Source organism: Pseudomonas sp. NMS19W, from assembly GCF_051554255.1.
Taxonomy (GTDB): domain Bacteria; phylum Pseudomonadota; class Gammaproteobacteria; order Pseudomonadales; family Pseudomonadaceae; genus Aquipseudomonas; species Aquipseudomonas kribbensis.
Window position 1 is genome coordinate 3,924,508 of the sequence record NZ_CP136718.1, and the last position, 18,882, is coordinate 3,943,389.

15 protein-coding genes, 4 tRNA genes and 2 pseudogenes are annotated in these 18,882 nt (G+C 58.5%); 5 read left to right on the forward strand and 16 right to left on the reverse strand.

The features are described from left to right. Positions 1–2 precede the first annotated feature (2 nt). Positions 3–1,043, forward strand: a complete 1,041-nt coding sequence (locus R1A29_RS17870; RefSeq protein WP_305833991.1) for an AraC family transcriptional regulator — start codon at positions 3–5, stop codon at positions 1,041–1,043. A 288-nt stretch (positions 1,044–1,331) separates the two neighbouring features. Here the strand turns inward: R1A29_RS17870 and R1A29_RS17875 are convergent. Both R1A29_RS17875 and R1A29_RS17880 read right to left on the reverse strand, forming a co-directional pair. Further along, positions 1,332–2,209: pseudogene (locus tag R1A29_RS17875) on the reverse strand (DUF2242 domain-containing protein). Positions 2,210–2,301: 92 nt separating this feature from the next. Beyond that, on the reverse strand, positions 2,302–3,201 hold the full coding sequence (locus tag R1A29_RS17880; RefSeq protein ID WP_438299104.1) for a LysR family transcriptional regulator: 900 nt from the start codon (positions 3,199–3,201) through the stop codon (positions 2,302–2,304). Between the two features lie 121 nt (positions 3,202–3,322). On the opposite strand from R1A29_RS17880, the gene R1A29_RS17885 reads away from it, so the two are divergent. After that, positions 3,323–4,528: an MFS transporter gene (locus R1A29_RS17885; protein ID WP_438299105.1), complete on the forward strand. Its 1,206-nt coding sequence runs from the start codon at positions 3,323–3,325 to the stop codon at positions 4,526–4,528. Positions 4,529–4,585: 57 nt separating this feature from the next. Here R1A29_RS17885 and R1A29_RS17890 read toward each other — a convergent pair whose 3' ends face one another. From R1A29_RS17890 to R1A29_RS17935, 10 genes and pseudogenes are all read right to left on the reverse strand, one after another. Beyond that, positions 4,586–6,457: a SurA N-terminal domain-containing protein gene (locus tag R1A29_RS17890; RefSeq protein ID WP_248743238.1), complete on the reverse strand. Its 1,872-nt coding sequence runs from the start codon at positions 6,455–6,457 to the stop codon at positions 4,586–4,588. Positions 6,458–6,689: 232 nt separating this feature from the next. Continuing rightward, positions 6,690–6,962 (reverse strand): HU family DNA-binding protein, encoded by a 273-nt coding sequence (locus R1A29_RS17895; protein ID WP_002552737.1) that lies wholly within the window; start codon positions 6,960–6,962, stop codon positions 6,690–6,692. 147 nt (positions 6,963–7,109) lie between these two features. Continuing rightward, positions 7,110–9,505 (reverse strand): annotated as a pseudogene (lon, locus tag R1A29_RS17900) (endopeptidase La). Between the two features lie 162 nt (positions 9,506–9,667). Then, the gene (clpX, locus tag R1A29_RS17905) at positions 9,668–10,951 is read right to left on the reverse strand and encodes an ATP-dependent Clp protease ATP-binding subunit ClpX (protein ID WP_016775335.1); all 1,284 of its coding nucleotides are present in this window, start codon (positions 10,949–10,951) and stop codon (positions 9,668–9,670) included. Between the two features lie 112 nt (positions 10,952–11,063). Further along, a complete protein-coding gene (gene clpP, locus R1A29_RS17910) occupies positions 11,064–11,699 on the reverse strand; it encodes an ATP-dependent Clp endopeptidase proteolytic subunit ClpP (RefSeq protein WP_053161532.1) in 636 nt (211 codons plus the stop codon). A gap of 92 nt (positions 11,700–11,791) precedes the next feature. After that, positions 11,792–13,102, reverse strand: a complete 1,311-nt coding sequence (gene tig, locus R1A29_RS17915; RefSeq protein ID WP_085712472.1) for a trigger factor — start codon at positions 13,100–13,102, stop codon at positions 11,792–11,794. A 400-nt stretch (positions 13,103–13,502) separates the two neighbouring features. Further along, a tRNA-His gene (locus R1A29_RS17920) sits at positions 13,503–13,578 on the reverse strand. Positions 13,579–13,654: 76 nt separating this feature from the next. After that, positions 13,655–13,739, reverse strand: a tRNA-Leu gene (locus R1A29_RS17925). A gap of 58 nt (positions 13,740–13,797) precedes the next feature. Further along, a tRNA-His gene (locus tag R1A29_RS17930) sits at positions 13,798–13,873 on the reverse strand. 32 nt (positions 13,874–13,905) lie between these two features. Continuing rightward, positions 13,906–13,982, reverse strand: a tRNA-Arg gene (locus R1A29_RS17935). Between the two features lie 274 nt (positions 13,983–14,256). Here R1A29_RS17935 and folD point away from each other — a divergent pair. Both folD and pbpG read left to right on the forward strand, forming a co-directional pair. After that, a complete protein-coding gene (folD, locus tag R1A29_RS17940) occupies positions 14,257–15,111 on the forward strand; it encodes a bifunctional methylenetetrahydrofolate dehydrogenase/methenyltetrahydrofolate cyclohydrolase FolD (protein WP_085712473.1) in 855 nt (284 codons plus the stop codon). A gap of 228 nt (positions 15,112–15,339) precedes the next feature. Then, on the forward strand, positions 15,340–16,278 hold the full coding sequence (pbpG, locus tag R1A29_RS17945; RefSeq protein WP_085712474.1) for a D-alanyl-D-alanine endopeptidase: 939 nt from the start codon (positions 15,340–15,342) through the stop codon (positions 16,276–16,278). Between the two features lie 54 nt (positions 16,279–16,332). On the opposite strand, the gene R1A29_RS17950 is transcribed toward pbpG, so the two are convergent. Both R1A29_RS17950 and R1A29_RS17955 read right to left on the reverse strand, forming a co-directional pair. Beyond that, on the reverse strand, positions 16,333–16,539 hold the full coding sequence (locus R1A29_RS17950) for a hypothetical protein (protein WP_102621718.1): 207 nt from the start codon (positions 16,537–16,539) through the stop codon (positions 16,333–16,335). 97 nt (positions 16,540–16,636) lie between these two features. Continuing rightward, positions 16,637–17,308 (reverse strand): peptidase C39 family protein, encoded by a 672-nt coding sequence (locus tag R1A29_RS17955; RefSeq protein WP_265813888.1) that lies wholly within the window; start codon positions 17,306–17,308, stop codon positions 16,637–16,639. Positions 17,309–17,539: 231 nt separating this feature from the next. On the opposite strand from R1A29_RS17955, the gene R1A29_RS17960 reads away from it, so the two are divergent. Then, a complete protein-coding gene (locus R1A29_RS17960; RefSeq protein WP_167443780.1) occupies positions 17,540–17,707 on the forward strand; it encodes a hypothetical protein in 168 nt (55 codons plus the stop codon). A 73-nt stretch (positions 17,708–17,780) separates the two neighbouring features. Here the strand turns inward: R1A29_RS17960 and R1A29_RS17965 are convergent, their stop codons facing one another. Both R1A29_RS17965 and R1A29_RS17970 read right to left on the reverse strand, forming a co-directional pair. Continuing rightward, on the reverse strand, positions 17,781–18,530 hold the full coding sequence (locus tag R1A29_RS17965; protein ID WP_134827432.1) for a TerC family protein: 750 nt from the start codon (positions 18,528–18,530) through the stop codon (positions 17,781–17,783). A gap of 28 nt (positions 18,531–18,558) precedes the next feature. Next, positions 18,559–18,801: a hypothetical protein gene (locus R1A29_RS17970; RefSeq protein WP_134827433.1), complete on the reverse strand. Its 243-nt coding sequence runs from the start codon at positions 18,799–18,801 to the stop codon at positions 18,559–18,561. Positions 18,802–18,882 lie beyond the last annotated feature (81 nt).

Sequence of the window (18,882 nt, forward strand, 5' to 3'; positions counted from 1 at the left end):
CCATGAAGCCGCTGCCGATGCGTCTCGGGGATCTGTCGGTGGGCTTCGTCCATAGCCTGGCCGATGCCGTGCGCAGCCATGACGCCGATCCGCAGCCGTTGCTCGAACAATATGGGCTCGACACCGCAAGACTGGCCGAGGCCGGCGCACGCCTGTCGATCCCGCGCTACATGCGCCTGGGTCATGGTGCAATTCAGTTGACCGGCGATCCGGCCCTCGGCTTGCGCATGGGCCAGCTCAGTCGTCTGAGTCAGGCCGGACTGGCGGGCGTCACGGCAGCGCAGGCGCCGACCGTGCGCGAGGCGGCCCGCTGCCTGACGCGCTTCGAACCGTTGTACGGCTCCAATTATCGTGGCCAGTCGAGTTTCCACGAGGACGCCAGCGGCGCGTGGCTGCGCTTTTACTCGATCAGCCCGTACAACGCGTATAACCGCTTTGTGGTGGATTCGATCATCGCCGGGTGGCTGCATCAGTTGTCCAGCGTCAGCCCCGAACCGTTGCGCGCGGAACGAATCGAAATCGAGTTCGACACACCGGACTACCGCGACGCCTACGCCGTGCTCGGCGAGTGCCCGATCCAGTTCGGCGCCGAACACAATCAACTGCGCCTGAGCCTCCCCAGCCTGGCCGCACGCAACCCGGAACATTGCCCCAGCACCTGGAAACATCTGCTGCAACTGTGTGAACGGGAACTGGAACAACTGACCCGCACCCGCAGCCTGCGTGAACGCATCACGCAATTGCTCGGACCGTTGCTCAATGGCGGCCGGGAACCCGACCTGGAAGAAGTGGCGGCACGCCTGAAGCTGCCGACCTGGACGTTAAGGCGAAAGCTGGCCGAAGAAGGCACGCAGTTTCGTGCGATCCTCAACGACACCCGCCGTGACCTGGCGATGACCTACATCCGCGACACCGAACTGGCGTTCGGTGAAATCGCCTACCTGCTGGGGTTTGCCTCGGCCGAAGCTTTCCAGCGCGCCTTCAAGCGCTGGAATGGCCAGACACCGGGCGAGTTTCGCCGCAGTCACCGCAAGACGGGCTGAAGCTTCAGAGCTCGGTGGCGTCTTCCGCAGGCTCCGGCGAATCCAGTTCGTAGGCCTGGAATTCAAGCAGTTCTTCTTGATAGTCATCCATCGTGTAATCCCCCCTCACTGCTTTGCTGAAATGGCCTGGAGCAAATGACCAGTGCCTCGAGCATAAAGTGCCCGTATGAAGGAAAAATGAAACACGGCCTTCATGAAACAAACGTAGCAGGCGGTCAGGAATTTATCGCAGGTTTTTTCGGTGATAACGCCATGGGTCCGACAACTGTCGAATCCACGGCGCGAAGATCACTGCCCGGAGGCAGGCATGGCCGGGATCGGCTCGGAAGGTGGCGGCAGGTCGGTCGGGTTGGCCGGTGGCGTGATGACTTCAGTTGCCGGCCCTGGTGTTGGCACCAGTTCCGAACCCGGTGCCGGGGTGATCGGTGCCGCTTCGGCCGGTGGAACGACCGGCTCGAGCTGACCGGCGTCGGTTCTGCAGCCGCAGGCGCCGGAGTCGCGGCAGGCGCTGCAGGCGCGGCGGCAGGTGTCGCTTCAGCAGCCGGCGCCGGGGCCAACGCTGCCGGCGCAGGGGCCGCCTTGGGTTCCGGTACGCCCAGATCGGCCTTCGGCTTCTCGGTGATGTGGGCGGCTTTCTTCGCATCGGCCGGCAGGAACAGCTCGACCAGGGTGAAGAAGCGCTCGTAGAACTTCTGCGAGGATACGGTTTCGCTGGCCACCTTGACCATCGAGTCGTCAGAGGAGCCGATCGGCATCGACACCGAGCCCAGCACGCCAACCCCGAGGCTGGCCGAGTTGTTGGTCTTCTTCAGCGCGTAGCGGTCCTGCAGGGCGTTGGCGAATACGGTCGCGTGGTGCGCGGAGCTGCCGTCATCGGTACACACCACGTTGAAGCTGATCTCCATGTGGGTTTCACCGGTCTGCTGGAAGCTCTTGTGTCCGCTGACCAGTTTCGGGTCACTGCTGGTGATGATGTAACCCTGGCTGAGCAACGCACGGCGCGCCGCTTCGCAACTGGCGGAATCGGTGACCGGATAGTTACGCGAAAAGGTGCCGGAGTCGTCGAAGTTCTCATGCTCGTAGATAGGTTTGTCCTTGGAGCAGCCGGCAGCGGCGGTCAGCAACAACGCCAACCCGAAAAAACGCACGGGAATAGAATTCAACATTAAACATCCTGAGGGAAAACGGTCCGGGGCGTATTGTGCAACAGATCGCTGCCCCGCGGCGTACGGATTAGTGTCTTAAAACAGTTACAACTCTACTGACCCTCGGCGACCGGAAAAAGTCGCGCCGACAAATGATCAATGAACACCCGCAATTTGGCGGTTGCATGGCGACTTGATGGCCATAGCACCCAGAACTGTCCGACATGCTCCAGATGCTCATCCAGCACCCGCTGCAGGCGCCCCTGCCTTTGCGCCTCATGGGTCATGAAGTCCGGCAGGCAGGCGATGCCCAGGCCGGCCAGTGCCGCATGGCTGACCGCTTCAATTGATGTGCTGACCAGGCGTGTCGGCAAGCTCGGCTCGGGAACACCCTCCTCGCGCTTCAGCGGCCAGGGTTCCAGTTTGCCCGTGGCGTGAAACGTGTGGCGCAGACAAGCGTGCTCTGCCAGATCGGCGGGGACCAGCGGCACACCGCGCTCGCGCAGATACCCGGGACTGGCCACCAGCACCATGTGAAATTCTCCCAGCGGCCGGGCCATGAGTCGCGAATCCCGAGGTTTTCCTGTGCGGATGACCGCATCGAAGCCTTCCTCGACGACATCGACCATGCGATCGGTCAGGTCCAGATCCAGCTCGATCTGCGGGTACAGCGCCATGAATTCATTCATGACCGGCATCACCAGTTCATGCACCTGGGGCAAGCTGACCCGCAACTTGCCGTGAGGCGCCGATGCGGCATCACACAACTCGAATTCAGCCGCCTCGACCTCGGCGAGAATCTTGCGACAGCGTTCGAGAAACAGCGCGCCTTCACTGGTTAGCGTGATGCTGCGGGTGGTGCGATGAAACAGCCTCACGCCGAGCCGGGCTTCCAGACGTGCAATGCTTTTTCCGACCGCCGAGGAAGACACGCCCTGCAAACGTCCCGCTTCAGTAAAACTGCGAGTTTCCGCCACCTGCACGAACACCGAAATGCTGCCCAGACTGTCCATTCTTCCCCCCTGATTCACGACATTCCTGTCCGAGATGTTCGGAACCCTAACCTGTTTTTCCCGAATGCGCAGCGCCCTACCCTGTGGCCTTCATCTCCCTCGGCAAAATGGATGCTGGCTCATGAACGATGCACAACTCACTTCTGCAACGCTTGCCAACCCGGTCGAACCCGCAGAGCGATTACCGTTGGGTGCCCTGCTCGCACTGGCCACCGCCGGATTCATTACCGTGCTGACCGAAGCCATGCCCGCTGGACTGTTACCGCAGATGAGCGCAGGGCTCGATGTCTCTCAGGCACTGATCGGGCAACTGGTCACGCTGTACGCCATCGGATCGATGCTGGCGGCCATTCCGCTGACCATCGCCACCCGAGGCTGGCGTCGCCGACCACTGTTGTTATCGGCTATTGGTGGTTTTGCCATCGCCAACAGCATCACCGCGTTGTCGGAGTGGTACTGGCTGACATTGATTGCGCGCTTTATTGCCGGCGTGTTTGCCGGGCTGCTCTGGGCGTTGCTGGCAGGGTATGCGAGCCGAATGGTTGCCCCGCATCTGCAAGGTCGTGCCATCACCGTGGCCATGCTTGGCGCCCCGCTCGCGCTTTCGTTGGGCATACCGGCCGGCACGCTGCTCGGCACGGTGGTCGGTTGGCGGCTGAGCTTCGCGATCATGAGCGCAATGACCGTGCTGCTGGTTATCTGGGTACGCTGGCAAGTGCCAGACTTTGCCGGCGAACGTACCGAAAAGCGCCTGCCCCTGCGTCAGGTGTTTACCCTGCCGGGCGTGCGATCCGTGTTGTTTGTGACGCTGTCCTATGTGGTCGCTCACAATCTTCTGTACACCTACATCGCACCGTTCCTCGAACCCTCCGGGCTCGGTGCCGAAATCGACCGGGTGTTACTGGTGTTCGGCCTGGCGTCGGTGCTAAGTCTGTGGATCGTCGGCAGCCTGATTGATCGCTGGCTGCGGGAGCTGGTACTGATCAGCACCACATTGTTCATGCTTTCCGCCGTGACCCTGGCTCTGTGGCGGGAAATGCCCGGCGTGGTCTACGCCGCCACGGCGGTATGGGGGCTGGCCTTTGGCGCAATGCCTTCGCTGCTGCAGACGGCCTCGGCAAAAACCGCGAAGGACGCCGCCGACACCGCACAATCGATGCTGGTGACCCTGTGGAATGTCGGCATTGCCGGTGGCGGACTGGCGGGTGGCCTGTTGCTGGCGAATCCGGGCGTCAGCGCCTTTCCCTGGATCGTTGCGGGCTTGTTGATTCTGACCCTCTGGGCGACCGCAAATGCCCGGCAACATGGATTCCCACGCGCTGAATAGCGGGCAAAAAAAGCCCCGGACTTTCATCCGGGGCTTTTTTTATCGCTCAGTCAGGCATCAGAAACGCTTGATGTCCGCTTCGCTTTCCAGCTGCTTGCGGTACGCCGCGAAGTCTTGCTGACCTTCACGCGAAGCGAGGAAGCGACGGTATTGCGCTTTCTCTTCATCGGTCGGCGCAGCAGCTTCGTTCACAGCGTTCAGACGCACGATGGTCAGGCTGCCATCAGGCAGTGTCACGCTGCTGAAAGTCGGCTTGTCCTTGGCGGCCGGTTTCGGCATGCGGAACAGCGCTTGCAGCACTGCAGGATCGACACCTTCCTGGGCGCGGGTGGCGGCCTGGGTCACTTTCCAGTTCTGACCGTCGATAGCCTTGTCCAGCGGGGTCTTGCCGTCACGCAGACCGGCGATCAGTTGCTCCGCCTTGGTCTTGGCAGCCGCGCTGGCGTGCTCTTTGGCCAACTGGGTGCGAATGGCAGTCGCCACGGCTTCCAGCGGCAGTTGCGCAGGCTTGAGGTGTTCCTTGGCACGCAACACGATCACGGTATCCGGATCCAGCTCGATGGCGGTGCTGTTGGCACCATCATCCAGCACTTCGTTGCTGAACGCGGCAGTCACCACGGCGCGGTTGGCTGCAACACCTTCGCCACCCTCACGGCCAAACGGCTTGGAGGTGTGTACGGTCAGTTTCAGATCCTGCGCCGGCTGCGCCAGGTCGGACGCCTCGAACGAGGAGTCTTCCAACTGCTTGGTCGCTTCGACGAAACGCTGCTCGACCTGCTGGGCTTTCAGCTCGTGGGTCAGCTTGTCTTTCAGGCTGGCGAAGGTCGGCACTTCCGGCGCTTCGACGCCCAGCAGCTTGATCAGGTGGAAACCGAAATCGGTGCGAACCGGCTCGGACACTTGATCCTTGTTCAACGAATACAGAGCTTTCTCGAAGGCCGGGTCGTAGACACCAGGACCGGCATAACCCAGGTCGCCGCCATTGTTGGCCGAGCCCGGATCCTGCGAGAACTCCTTGGCTAGCGCTTCGAATTTCTCGCCCTTGGCCAGACGTGCCTGGACTTCCTCGATCTTCGCCTTGGCCTGGGCCTCAGTGGTCTTGTCGTTCACTTCGATCAGAATGTGCGCCGCACGACGCTGTTCCGACAGGTTGGCGATTTCTTTCTGGTACGCCGCCTGCAGGTCTTCGTCCTTGACGGCAACCTGGTCGAAGAACGAAGCCTTCTTCAGCTCGAGGTAATCGATGACCACCTGATCCGGGGTCATGAATTCCTTGGCGTGTTCGTCGTAGTAAGCCTTGACCTCATCGTCGGTCAGCTTCACAGCCGCCGGATCAGCCTTGATGTTCAGCGAGGCGAAATCACGGGTCTGTTTTTCCAGACGGGCGAAGGCCAGCACTTGAGCGTCAGTCACGAAACCGCTGCCCGCTACACCGGCGCGCAGCTGACCGATCAGCATTTCCTGAGCCAGCATCTGGCGGAATTGCATGCGGCTGTAGCCCAGCTGACGGATCACCTGGTCGAAACGGTCGGAACTGAACTTGCCGTCAACCTGGAACTCAGGCGTTTGCAGGATCACCTGGTCCAGCGCCGCGTCGGAGAAGGCGAACTTCGATTTTTCTGCGCCTTGCAGCAGCAGCTTGCGATCGATCAGACCCTTGAGGGCCGATTCGCGCAGCATTTTTTCGTCGAGCAAGGAAGCATCGAAGTCCTTGCCCAGCTGTTGCATCAACTGACGGCGTTGCATGTCAACGGCCTGGCTCAGCTCGTTCTGGCTGATTTCTTCACCATTGACCTTGGCCGCCTCGTTGGTGTGAGTCGTGGCCTTGAAAATGGCATCGAAACCGGTCAGGGCCATCAGTGCAACGATGACCCCGATAATGGTCTTGGCAATCCAGCCTTGTGAATTGTCCCTGATATTCTGCAGCATGCGTCCCCAGAAACGGTTGAACTTCAAAAATTAGGCAACCGTGGAGCGTGGGTAGAATCCGGATAGAAGAAAGGCGCATCCGAGGATGCGCCTTCTCGTAACTGGCGGAGCGGACAGGGCTCGAACCCTCGATCCCGGTGTAGCAGGCAATTATTCCAGACTGCCTGCTCTACCGCTCCGCTGCCAAGTCAGGCATGACCCCGACCCGGATGGGTAAAAACCTGAATCAAACTTAGTTGACGGCTTCTTTCAGGGCTTTACCGGCTTTGAAACCTGGCTTCTTGGCTGCCGCGATTTCCAGAGTCTTGCCGGTCTGTGGGTTACGACCGATGCGAGCTGGACGATCGGTTACCGAGAAAGTACCGAAACCTACCAGAACTACGGAGTCGCCAGCCTTCAGAGCGCCAGTGACGGATTCGATTACAGCGTCCAGCGCACGGCCAGCAGCAGCTTTCGGGATATCAGCGGATGCAGCGATAGCATCAATCAGTTCCGACTTGTTCACTCTAAGTCCCCTTATATCTATTTTGAGATGATTCTAAGTTTTTTGGTGAAAGCAAAAACGAGTGCTGAATGGCCTACAGACACTTAAGAGCCGCTTTATAACAAGGGCTCTAAAAAACTGTCAACAAGCCCCCCAGCCAAAGACGTATTAATGCGTGCTAATTCTTTCCTTGGAATCGGACTCGCGTTTTTCATCCTTCGCGACAATCTCCGGAGCCACATCCGGCAAGGGCTCCGGCGCGTATTGCAGCGCAATTTGCAGGACCTCGTCAATCCATTTAACCGGTTTAATCTGCAGATCCTGCTTGATATTGTCAGGAATCTCCTTCAGATCACGCACGTTCTCTTCCGGAATAATCACGACCTTGATTCCACCACGGTGTGCGGCGAGGAGTTTTTCCTTCAGGCCACCAATGGCAAGGACTTGACCACGCAGGGTGATCTCGCCGGTCATGGCGACATCGGCGCGCACAGGAATACCCGTCAAAGCGGACACCAGCGCGGTGCACATGCCTACACCGGCGCTCGGACCGTCTTTCGGGGTAGCACCTTCCGGCATGTGAATATGGGTGTCGCGTTTCTCGTGGAAGTCCAGGGAATGCCCAGGCTCTTGGCACGGCTGCGCACAACGGTCAGGGCCGCAGTGATCGATTCGACCATTACGTCGCCCAGCGAACCGGTCTTGATCAGTTGCCCTTTACCCGGCACGACGGCCGCTTCGATGGTGAGCAATTCACCGCCGACCTGAGTCCAGGCCAGGCCGGTCACCTGACCGATCTGATCCTGCTGCTCGGCCAGACCGTAGCGGAACTTGCGCACGCCAAGGAAGTGCTCCAGCAGATCAGCTGTCACTTTCACCGAGAAGCGTTTTTCCAGTGCATGCTCTTTGACCGCCTTGCGGCAGACCTTGGCAATCTGCCGCTCGAGGCCACGCACACCTGCTTCACGGGTGTAGTAACGGATGATGTCGCGGATCGCTTCTTCATCAAATTCCAGCTCGCCTTTCTTCAGGCCATTGGCGGCAATCTGCTTTGGCGACAGGTACTTGACGGCGATGTTGATCTTTTCGTCTTCGGTGTAGCCCGGCAGACGGATCACTTCCATCCGGTCCAGCAGCGCCGGCGGAATGTTCATCGAGTTCGAGGTGCAGAGGAACATCACATCCGACAGGTCGTAATCGACTTCCAGATAGTGATCGTTGAAGTTGTGGTTCTGCTCCGGATCGAGCACTTCCAGCAACGCCGACGCTGGATCGCCACGCATGTCGCTGCCCATTTTGTCGATTTCATCGAGCAGGAACAGCGGGTTGCGGACGCCCACTTTTGTCATCTTTTGAATCAATCTTCCTGGCATCGAACCGATGTAAGTCCGACGGTGACCACGGATTTCCGCTTCGTCACGCACGCCACCGAGGGCCATGCGCACGAATTTACGGTTGGTGGCATGGGCAATCGACTCCGCCAGCGAGGTTTTACCTACGCCCGGAGGACCGACCAGGCACAACACCGGGCCACGAATCTTCTTCACACGCTTCTGCACGGCGAGGTACTCAAGGATGCGTTCCTTGACCTCTTCCAGGCCGTAGTGGTCGGCGTCGAGAATGTCTTCGGCACGGGCCAGATCCAGGCGTACCTTGCTCTGGGCCTTCCACGGCACCTGCACCAGCCAGTCGATGTAGGAACGCACGACGGTGGCTTCGGCCGACATCGGCGACATCTGCTTGAGCTTGTTCAGCTCGGCGGTGGCCTTGGCCAGGGCGTCTTTCGGCAGACCGGCAGCGTCGATGCGCTTTTTCAGGTCTTCGATTTCGTTGTGGCCTTCGTCGCTGTCGCCGAGCTCCTTCTGAATGGCCTTCATCTGCTCATTCAGGTAGTACTCGCGCTGACTGCGCTCCATTTGCTTCTTGACGCGGCCGCGGATGCGCTTTTCGACCTGCAGCAGGTCGATTTCGGCGTCCAGCAGAGCCAGGACGTGCTCGACCCGAGCAGCCAGGTCGATGATTTCGAGGATTTCCTGCTTCTGCTCGATCTTCAGCGCCATGTGCGCAGCCATGGTGTCTACCAGACGGCCCGGCTCATCGATGCTGTTGAGCGACGACAGGACTTCAGCCGGGACTTTCTTGCCCAGCTGAACATATTGTTCGAATTGCGACAGCAGCGTGCGCACGAAGACTTCGGACTCGCGCTCGGCGGCGTCGACTTCGTCGATCAGGGAGACTTCGGCACGGCAGTGGCCATCGACCTCGCTGAAACGCTCGACAGTACCCCGCTGCTCGCCTTCGACCAGAACCTTGACGGTGCCGTCAGGCAGCTTGAGCAGTTGCAGAACGGTGGCAATGGTACCGACGCGATACAGAGCGTCTTCGCCAGGATCGTCGTCAGCCGGGTTTCTCTGGGCCAGCAGGAGGATCTGCTTGTCGCCCGTCATCGCGGCCTCGAGGGCTTCGATGGATTTCTCGCGCCCCACGAACAGCGGGATAACCATGTGCGGATACACAACGACATCACGCAATGGCAGGAGAGGCAATTCGATGGTGGTCTTCATGATTTCGCCTCTACGGCGGCCATATGGCCGTAATCAGATGGAATTAAGCTTGAAACCAAGATGGGGGCTGCCTTGAAAAAAAACAAGCGCAAAGCGGATGTAAAAAACGACATAAAAAAAAGAGGCCCGAAGGCCCCTTCTTTGTTCCGGCAGGGTGGACACTTACGCGTCCGGCGCTGCCTTGGCCGTCGGCTCACTGTTTTCGTAGATATACAGTGGCTTGGACTTGCCTTCGATCACGCTTTCATCGATCACGACTTTGCTCACCTCGGACTGCGAGGGGATTTCATACATCGTGTCGAGCAGCACACCTTCGAGAATCGAACGCAGGCCACGGGCACCGGTTTTACGCTCCAGGGCACGTTTGGCGACCGATTTCAGCGCGTCGGAACGGAATTCCAGATCCACGCCTTCCATCTCGAACAGCTTGGCGTACTGTTTGGTCAGGGCATTTTTCGGCTCGGTGAGAATCTGCATCAATGCAGCCTCATCCAGCTCGTCCAGCGTCGCAAGAACCGGCAGACGACCGACGAATTCCGGGATCAGACCGAACTTGACCAGATCGTCAGGCTCGACTTCACGCAGGGATTCACCAACCTTCTTGCCTTCTTCCTTGCTGCGCACTTCTGCGTTGAAACCGATGCCACCCTTGGTGGAACGGTTCTGAATCACTTTCTCCAGACCGGAGAACGCACCACCGCAGATGAACAGGATGTTACGGGTGTCGACCTGCAGGAATTCCTGCTGCGGATGCTTGCGGCCACCTTGCGGCGGAACGGAAGCGACCGTGCCTTCGATCAACTTGAGCAAGGCCTGCTGCACGCCTTCACCGGAAACGTCCCGGGTGATCGACGGGTTGTCGGACTTGCGCGAAATCTTGTCGATTTCATCGATGTAGACAATGCCCATCTGGGCCTTTTCCACGTCGTAATCGCACTTCTGCAGCAGCTTCTGAATGATGTTCTCGACGTCTTCACCCACGTAACCCGCCTCGGTGAGGGTGGTTGCGTCGGCGATGGTGAACGGAACGTTCAGCAAGCGGGCCAGGGTTTCGGCCAGCAGGGTTTTACCGGAGCCTGTCGGGCCGATCAGCAGGATGTTGCTCTTGCCGAGTTCGACGTCGTCAGCCTTTTTGTCACGCTGGTTCAGACGCTTGTAGTGGTTGTACACCGCTACCGCGAGAACCTTCTTCGCACGCTCCTGACCAATGACGTACTGGTCAAGGATGCCGCTGATTTCTTTAGGCGAAGGCAATTTATGCGCGCTGCTTTCGGCCTGTGCTTCCTGCACCTCCTCGCGGATGATGTCGTTGCACAGGTCGACGCACTCGTCGCAGATAAAGACCGAGGGGCCGGCAATCAATTTGCGCACTTCATGCTGGCTTTTGCCACAGAAGGAGCAATAGAGCAGCTTGCCGTTGTCCTCGCCGTTGCGGGTGTCAGTCATTCGTTCGATCCAAATCCGATAGGCTTGCAACACAAGATGAAGGCTATTGCGGGCTTTTTCAAGCCCGCCACTGATCGGACCAGCCGATCAGGCCTGTTTTGAGCTGCTTATTTTAAGCTGGACGCTGGTTGATCACTTCGTCGATCAGGCCGTATTCCTTCGCAGCTTCTGCACTCATGAAGTTGTCGCGGTTGGTGTCGCGCTCGATTTCTTCCAGAGTGCGACCGCTGTGCTTGGCCATCAGCGTGTTCAGACGCTCGCGGATGAAGAGGATTTCCTTGGCGTGGATTTCGATATCCGACGCCTGGCCCTGGAAACCGCCCAGTGGCTGGTGAATCATCACTCGCGAGTTCGGCAGGCAGTAACGCTTGCCCGGTGCACCTGCGGTCAGCAGGAACGCGCCCATGCTGCAGGCCTGACCGATGCAGGTGGTCGACACGTTTGGCTTGATGAACTGCATGGTGTCGTAGATCGACATGCCTGCAGTAACCGAGCCGCCCGGGGAGTTGATGTAAAGATGGATGTCCTTGTCCGGGTTTTCCGCTTCAAGGAACAGCAATTGCGCGCAGATCAGGTTGGCCATGTAGTCCTCTACCGGACCCACCAGAAAGATCACCCGCTCCTTGAGAAGACGCGAGTAGATGTCATAGGCGCGCTCGCCACGAGCAGATTGCTCGACAACCATCGGGACCAGGCCGCCGGCGGCCTGGATATCAGAGTTCTGCTGAATATAGGAATTACGGAACATGCTCTGCAGTCACTCCCAAATAGTCATGTCTTGAATACGCATAAGCCAGCTCGAAGGCTGGCTTATGGTGTGTGCTTCTAACGCAGAAACAATCAGTCGGCTTTTGGAGCTTCTACCGGCTTGACCGCTTCTTCGTAAGAGACCGATTTGTCGGTCACGCTAGCTTTCTGCAGAACAGTATCCACAACTTGTTCTTCCAGCACAACCGAACGGACTTCGTTCAGTTGTTGCTCGTTCTTGTAGTACCAGGACACGACCTGCTCAGGCTCTTGGTAAGCCGAAGCCATTTCCTGAATCATTTCGCGAACGCGGGCTTCGTCTGGCTTCAGGTCGAATTGCTTGACCACTTCAGCCACGATCAGACCCAGGACAACGCGACGCTTGGCTTGCTCTTCGAACAGCTCGGCCGGCAGTTGGTCAGGCTTGATGTTGCCGCCGAACTGCTGAACAGCCTGCACGCGCAGACGGTCAACTTCGTTGGACAGCAGAGCCTTAGGCACTTCGATCGGGTTGGTGGCCAGCAGACCGTCCATTACCTGATTCTTGACCTTGGATTTGATGGCCTGACGCAGTTCACGCTCCATGTTCTTGCGAACTTCGGTGCGGAAACCGTCGATGCCGCTTTCCTTGATGCCGAACTGGGCGAAGAACTCTTCGTTCAGCTCAGGCAGTTTTGGCTCGGAAACGGTGTTGACGGTCACAGTGAACTCGGCGGTTTTGCCAGCCAGGTCCAGGTTCTGATAGTCCTCTGGGAAGGTCAGGTTCAGAACGCGCTCTTCGCCGGCCTTGGCGCCAACCAGGCCCTCTTCGAAGCCAGGGATCATGCGGCCGGAACCCAGTACCAGCTGAGTGCCCTTGGCGGAGCCGCCAGCGAACACTTCGCCGTCAACCTTGCCAACGAAATCGATGTTCAGTTGGTCTTCGTTCTGGGCAGCGCGATCGGCCACTTCGAAACGGGTGTTCTGCTTGCGCAGGATGTCCAGCATCTTGTCCAGATCGGCGTCAGCCACTTCAGCGCTCAGACGCTCAACGGTGATGCCTTCGAAACCGGCAACGGTGAACTCAGGGAACACTTCGAACACGGCTACGTATTCCAGGTCCTTGCCAGCTTCGAGCGACTTAGGCTCGATCGACGGCGAACCGGCCGGGTTCAGCTTCTGCTCAACCACAGCTTCGTAGAAGGAGGACTGGATCACATCGCCGATCGCTTCCTGACGCGCATCAGCACCAAAACGGCGCTTGATTTCGCTCATAGGCACTTTGCCTGGACGGAAGCCAGCAATCTTGGCCTTCTGGGCAGTCTGCTGCAGACGCTTGTTGACCTGAGTCTCGATGCGCTCAGCCGGCACGGTGATGCTCATGCGGCGCTCAAGAGCAGTAGTATTTTCAACAGAAACTTGCATGGATATTCCTCGTTGCACAGACGTTAGCCGGCCGTTTCCGACCCAAGAATCAAGGGCAAGCATTCTAGTAGGTCAAACTCAAGAAGTCACCCTACTGAAAACGGGTAAAAAAACAGCAGGCAAATTGAAGGCGGGGACAAACGGTTGCGCCTCGCCCTGTTAGCAAATACAGCCAATCAAGCCAGGGCTCTGCACCAACCTCTTCTATATATAGAGGTAGTTGAATCATCTCCCTGACAGCCAACCTCGCAAGCAAGGTCGGCGGGCAGCGCGGCATCATCGAGCAACATTGATACGACGAAGCGCCCCGCCCTGCGACCCGAAACCAGCAGTCGCCAGAAACTCGAATTCCTAAAACAAAAAAGGCGCCAGACTGTTAAATCTGGCGCCTTTCGAAATATGGGGTGGACGATGGGGATCGAACCCACGACAACGGGAGTCACAATCCCGTGCTCTACCAACTGAGCTACGCCCACCATATTGCGTGTCAAAGAAGCCAAACAACTTCTTTGTAGAACTTCACCCTACCAACGGCATGAATGAAGCTTTGATTGGTGCGGATGAAGAGACTCGAACTCTTACGCCTCGCGGCGCTGGAACCTAAATCCAGTGTGTCTACCAATTCCACCACATCCGCGGATGAAGCTTTTTAAAGCAAAGGCGCCAGACTGTTACATCTGGCGCCTTTCGAAATATGGGGTGGACGATGGGGATCGAACCCACGACAACGGGAGTCACAATCCCGTGCTCTACCAACTGAGCTACGCCCACCATATCGCGTTACTTGTGCCAAAGCTGCCTAATGGCGCACCCGGCAGGACTCGAACCTGCGACCATCCGCTTAGAAGGCGGATGCTCTATCCAGCTGAGCTACGGGCGCCTTGTTAGCTGTACCCTTGGAGGACTACAAACTAAGTGCTTTCCAGTCTCGCAAAACCTTGATTTCGCTCGACCTTCTTAACCAGTGCTAGGCTGTGCCCGACAAGTGCGACGAATAGTATAGAGCGACCTGCAGGTCGTCAAATCCTTTTTGAAAAAAATTCATTTAATTAAAGGGCTTAGGGGAATTTGCTGACCAAGCGCCTTTGCCCTCACCGTTTGACATGCGAGAATGCGTTCTCTTTTTTTCCCCTCTCGATGGTTAATCACGCGCAATGACTGCACAACTAATCGACGGCAAATCAATCGCCGCCAGCCTGCGCCAGCAGATCGCCCAACGGGTAGCCGAACGTCGCGAGCAAGGCTTGCGCACTCCCGGCCTCGCGGTGATCCTGGTCGGCAGCGATCCTGCCTCTCAGGTTTATGTCTCGCACAAGCGTAAAGACTGTGAAGAGGTCGGCTTCCTCTCCCAAGCCTACGACCTGCCTTCCGAAACCACTCAGGAAGCACTGACCGATCTGATCGATCGACTGAACGACGACCCGGCAATCGACGGCGTTCTGCTTCAACTTCCTCTGCCTGAGCACCTGGACGCGTCCAAGCTGCTGGAACGCATCCGCCCGGACAAGGACGTCGACGGTTTCCATCCTTATAACGTCGGTCGCCTGGCCCAGCGCATTCCGCTGCTGCGTCCGTGCACGCCGAAAGGCATCATGACCCTGCTGGAAAGCACCGGTGTCGATCTGTACGGTATGGATGCAGTGGTTGTCGGCGCTTCCAACATCGTCGGTCGCCCGATGGCCATGGAGCTGCTGCTGGCCGGCTGCACCGTGACCGTGACCCACCGCTTCACCAAAGATCTGGCCGGCCACGTCGGCCGCGCCGATCTGGTGGTGGTTGCCGCCGGCAAGCCGGGTCTGGTCAAGGGTGAGTGGATCAAGGAAGGCGCGATCGTGATCGACGTCGGCATCAACCGACAGGACGACGGCAAATTGGTCGGTGACGTCGTGTACGAAACCGCCCTGCCCCGCGCCGGCTGGATCACACCAGTACCGGGCGGCGTCGGCCCGATGACCCGTGCCTGCCTGCTGGAAAACACCCTCTACGCGGCAGAAACCCTGCACGCTTAAAGCGCTTTTTCCGCTCCAAAAGAACCCCGCCTTGTGCGGGGTTTTTCATATCCTCGAAAAAACCTTTACCGTTCGCCGGAAACCCCTATTTTTACAGGGCTTTTCACGACTTTTTCATGCCCTTCAAACAACCATCGACAGATCTTCAGCCATACTCCTAGAATGCGTCGTTTTACGACACAGTCCGTTACAAAAAACGGCATTTCCAACCTTCATGAGTTCGCCCGCGTGAATATTCGTCTGTCCATCCTGAGCCTGGTTTTTGCATTTTCAGGCACGCTCCTCACGCCAACGGTCAACGCCGCCGAAACCACCGCTGCCCCACGAGACGCTTCACAGTTGAAGATTGCCTCCGGCAGCGCCCTGCTGATGGATCTGCAGACCAACAAAGTCATCTACTCCAGCAATCCGGACGTGATCGTGCCGATCGCTTCCGTCAGCAAGTTGATGACCGGCCTGGTCGTGGTTGAAGCCCACCAGAACATGGACGAATGGATTGACGTCGACATCAGCCACACCCCGGAAATGAAAGGCGTGTTTTCCCGGGTCAAACTGCGCAGCGAACTGCCGCGCCGCGAAATGCTGCTGATCGCTTTGATGTCCTCGGAAAACCGCGCCGCCGCCAGTCTCGCCCATCACTATCCGGGCGGTTATGCAGCCTTCATCGCGGCGATGAACGCCAAGGCCAAGGCGCTGGGCATGACCAGCACCCACTTTGTGGAACCAACCGGCCTGTCGGAGCGAAACGTATCCACCGCGCGCGACCTGAGCAAATTGCTGATGGCTGCGCAAAAGCATCCGATCCTGACCGAACTCACCACCACCAAGGAAAAAACCGTCTCGTTCCGCAAACCCAATTACACCCTGGGTTTCCGTAACACCGACCACCTGGTGAACAAGGCCGACTGGGACATCAAGATCACCAAGACCGGCTTCACCAATCCGGCCGGCCATTGCCTGGTGCTCGTGACCCGGATGAGCAACCGCCCGGTCGCCCTGGTGATTCTCGATGCGTTCGGCAAGTACACCCACTTCGCCGATGCCAGCCGCATCCGCAGCTGGGTGGAAACCGGTCGGAGCACCAACGTTCCGGCGGTGGCCCAGCAATACAAGGCCGAGAAAAACCTCAAGGGTCGCCAGAGCGGCGTAGTCGAAGCGTCCAAGTAATTCGCGACACAAGAAAAAGCCCCGAATCTTCGGGGCTTTTTTTCGTCTGCCGGTTCAGTCGTTGGGCAGCGGCATCTGGTCATCATCGGGAATACCGTCGCCGGCACTGGGGTCGCGCCGATGTTCCGGGGTTACTACCGCAGGACGCGCCAATGGATCGCGTAGCGGACTGTCCGGATCCAGCACTGGATCAACGTCCGGCTCCGGCGTGGTCGGCACGCTGTCCGGTTTATGGTCGTCGAAGCTCGAATCGGTACTCATACGCACCTCTCATTCGGGTAATCACCCGAAAAAACCGGGCGTTACCCTTAAGAGCGTAGCTGCGCGCCAGGGTGCCCGTCAGGAGACGGACGGAACCTCACTGCCCCGCCAACGCCTTGCGCGCCTGCGCCGCTTCGCGTTCCTGGCCAGCCTGCGCCAGTTCATCAGCGGCTTTCAGCCAACGCTGACGATCGACCGCTGCCGGGAGCTGCGATGGCTTCTGAATCAATACCGCCCAGCCACCCGACTTTTCGAGCGCCGACTCGAAAGAACTGAAACTCATCAGTTCACGACGATTCATCCCGGCGCGCAGCAGAACCTTCTGCTTCTTGCGGTCATAGCCGGAAAGGATCGCGTACCGCGGCTCGGCCCAGAACGCCGATCCTTCGCTGAAACGCACCATCACCGGGTAACCCGCCGCCACCTGGGTCAGCAGCGCCGGCAAACGGGCATCTACCGGGTACACGACCATGCCGTATTCGCGGGCCAGGTTCTGCATGTTCTGCTGAAGCTTGTCCTCGGCGCCCGGCAAGTGCAAAGGTTTTTCCAGCAACCCCGGGGTGATCACGATGCCTTGCTGCGACAGCAGACTGGCCAACACCTGCGGCCCGCTCTGATTGGCTTCGCCCCGATAGAAGGTGCCGCTGAGTTCAACACGTTCCGGCAGGCGCTGGACTTCCGGCGCCACACTGCCCGCACACCCCACCAAAGCTGTCACACAACCGGCCACCAGCAGTGCCATGCGAATCCGCGAAAATAGCTGCACCATCGTCACTCTCTTGATCAGTTACCGGTCATCGTGTTCCGGCTTGGTCGAGGATCATAGGACGGCGCAACGCTGCGGTATAGCCCAAAGGGGCAGATGCATCGGCTGCATAGAGCGAAGTGATTGGTCACCACCGACCTTTGGTCAATAGCCTGAAACACGCCAGCGACTAGACTGTCACTCGAAAGACAGCAAAAGAGTGAGCGCCCGATGCAGGGCAAAGAGGAGGCACCGATGAGCCTGACCATGACCATTGTGATGTTGATTGCCGGCTGGCTGGCCGTGGCCGCCGCCATGTTGTGGGGCGTGCTGCGGATTTCCCGCCGCCATCACCACCCTGTGCAACCTGCACCGATCAAGAAGATCGAAAAACACAGCGCCCGTCACGCCACCGCGCACTGACGTCTTTCAACCGATTCAAACGAAAAAGGCCGCGTGACTCTTTCGAGTGACGCGGCCTTCGATTTTCCAGCGATTACGCCTGGGCAGCCAGTTTCTTCTGCTTGGCGCGACGGGACATCATGTTCAACACCTCGATCGCAGCCGAGAACGCCATGGCGGCATACACATAACCTTTCGGTACGTGGGCGCCGAAGCCTTCGGCGATCAGCGTCATGCCGATCATGATCAGGAAGCCCAGGGCCAGCATCACCACCGACGGGTTGTCGTTGATGAACTTGGCCAGCGGGTCAGCCGCAAACAGCATCACCAGTACCGAAACCACCACCGCGATCACCATGATCGGCAAGTGTTCGGTCATGCCGACCGCGGTGATGATGCTGTCGATCGAGAACACCATGTCCAGCATCAGGATCTGCCCGATGGCGGCGGCAAAGCCCAGGGTTACCGTCGAGGTCGCCGACTTCGGATCGTCCGGCACCGGGTCCATGCTGTGATGGATCTCGGTCGTCGCCTTCCACACCAGGAACAGGCCACCGGCGATCAGGATCATGTCCTTCCAGGAGAACGCCTGGCCCAGGATCTCGATGACCGGCGCGGTCAACTGCACGATGAAGGCGATAGTGCTCAACAGCGCCAGACGCATGATCAGCGCCATGCCGATACCGAGGCGGCGAGCCTTCTGCCGGTACTGCTCGGGCAGCTTGTTGGTCAGGATCGAGATGAAGATCAGGTTATCGATGCCGAGCACGATTTCCATCACCACCAGTGTGGCCAAGGCAATCCAGGCCGTCGGGCTGGAAGCGAGTTCTAACAGGTATTCCATGGGTCAGTCCTGACTCTTGTAAGACGGTTTAAATGGTCTTGGAGGAAGATTCGGATTTTTCCGCATCTTTTTCCGGGGCTTCTTTTTTCTCGATCAGGCCGCCAGTGGCCTCGCTGAGCGCCTGCTCGGCGGCTTTGTGCGTGTCGTCGATCGCCTGCTTGGCGCTTTCGGCGGCCTTGCCCATCAATTGCTGGGCGCTTTTTTCGGCCTGGTCGCAACCGGTCATAAGCAGTAAAGACGTAAACATCAGTGCCGGGATCGTGTATTTCATAAGGTTTCCTTCGAATGAACAGAGAGGGTCGCAGACCGCCCGTCGATGGCTGGGCATTCTAGGGAGACAAACACTTCAGGA

Coding starts and splice junctions, on each gene's coding strand:
- R1A29_RS17870 (WP_305833991.1), top strand. CDS start 3: ATGAAGCCGCTGCCGATGCGTCTCGGGGATCTGTCGGTGGGCTTCGTC.
- R1A29_RS17880 (WP_438299104.1), bottom strand. CDS start 3,201: ATGGACAGTCTGGGCAGCATTTCGGTGTTCGTGCAGGTGGCGGAAACT.
- R1A29_RS17885 (WP_438299105.1), top strand. CDS start 3,323: ATGAACGATGCACAACTCACTTCTGCAACGCTTGCCAACCCGGTCGAA.
- R1A29_RS17890 (WP_248743238.1), bottom strand. CDS start 6,457: ATGCTGCAGAATATCAGGGACAATTCACAAGGCTGGATTGCCAAGACC.
- clpX (WP_016775335.1), bottom strand. CDS start 10,951: ATGACTGACACCCGCAACGGCGAGGACAACGGCAAGCTGCTCTATTGC.
- clpP (WP_053161532.1), bottom strand. CDS start 11,699: ATGTTCCGTAATTCCTATATTCAGCAGAACTCTGATATCCAGGCCGCC.
- tig (WP_085712472.1), bottom strand. CDS start 13,102: ATGCAAGTTTCTGTTGAAAATACTACTGCTCTTGAGCGCCGCATGAGC.
- folD (WP_085712473.1), top strand. CDS start 14,257: ATGACTGCACAACTAATCGACGGCAAATCAATCGCCGCCAGCCTGCGC.
- R1A29_RS17950 (WP_102621718.1), bottom strand. CDS start 16,539: ATGAGTACCGATTCGAGCTTCGACGACCATAAACCGGACAGCGTGCCG.
- R1A29_RS17955 (WP_265813888.1), bottom strand. CDS start 17,308: ATGGTGCAGCTATTTTCGCGGATTCGCATGGCACTGCTGGTGGCCGGT.
- R1A29_RS17960 (WP_167443780.1), top strand. CDS start 17,540: ATGAGCCTGACCATGACCATTGTGATGTTGATTGCCGGCTGGCTGGCC.
- R1A29_RS17965 (WP_134827432.1), bottom strand. CDS start 18,530: ATGGAATACCTGTTAGAACTCGCTTCCAGCCCGACGGCCTGGATTGCC.
- R1A29_RS17970 (WP_134827433.1), bottom strand. CDS start 18,801: ATGAAATACACGATCCCGGCACTGATGTTTACGTCTTTACTGCTTATG.